Raw genomic sequence first — 748 nt, forward strand, 5'->3', positions numbered from 1 at the left:
GACGCGGGCACGGTCGCCGCGCACGTCACCGAGCTGCGCCGGCACGCCCCGGGGGCCGTCGCCGGCTACCTGGCGATGGCCCGCGCGACCGCCGACCGGGCCCTCGCCCACGGCCTGCTGAAACCGGAACTCGCCGAGGACCTCCTCGGAGTGCTCGCCGACGGAGCCGGCGGAGCAGCCGGGGCCGACGGCACCGGAAGCACCCCGGGGGAGGACCGATGAGCGACGCGCCCCGACACCCCGACCACCCCACCCCCGCGACGACGCGCGCGTCCCGGAACGGAGTCACCCGATGACCGCCACCCTGCTGCGCACCGCCGCCGAACTGCACGCACGCGCGCGTACCGGCCGCCGCGCCGTCGTGATGACCATGGGGGCCCTGCACGAGGGCCACGCCACGCTGATCCGCACCGCGCGGGGGATCGCCGGCCCCGACGGCGAGGTCGTGGTCACCGTCTTCGTCAACCCGCTGCAGTTCGGCGCGGGCGAGGACCTGGACCGCTACCCGCGCACCCTGGACGCCGACATCGAGCTCGCCGGGCAGGCGGGCGCCGACGCAGTCTTCGCCCCGTCCGTGGACGAGGTCTACCCGGGCGGCGAACCCCAGGTCCGCGTCACGGCCGGCCCCATGGGCGAACGCCTGGAGGGCGCCGCCCGTCCCGGGCACTTCGACGGCGTGCTCACCGTCGTCGCCAAACTGCTCCACCTCACCCGCCCCGACATCGCGCTGTACGGCCAGAAGGACGCC

Annotated in this window: 1 protein-coding gene and 1 pseudogene; both read left to right on the plus strand. The window is 76.3% G+C overall.

Translation table 11 applies throughout. The annotated features are described in order from the left end of the window. Positions 1 to 222, plus strand: a pseudogene (locus tag B7767_RS37880) (oxidoreductase); the annotation flags it as partial. Positions 223 to 292: 70 nt separating this feature from the next. Next, the coding region (locus B7767_RS37885; protein ID WP_179167469.1) for a pantoate--beta-alanine ligase at positions 293 to 748 on the plus strand (456 nt) is incomplete at its 3' end.

This window comes from Streptomyces sp. 13-12-16, from assembly GCF_002114215.1.
Taxonomy (GTDB): Bacteria; Actinomycetota; Actinomycetes; order Streptomycetales; family Streptomycetaceae; genus Streptomyces.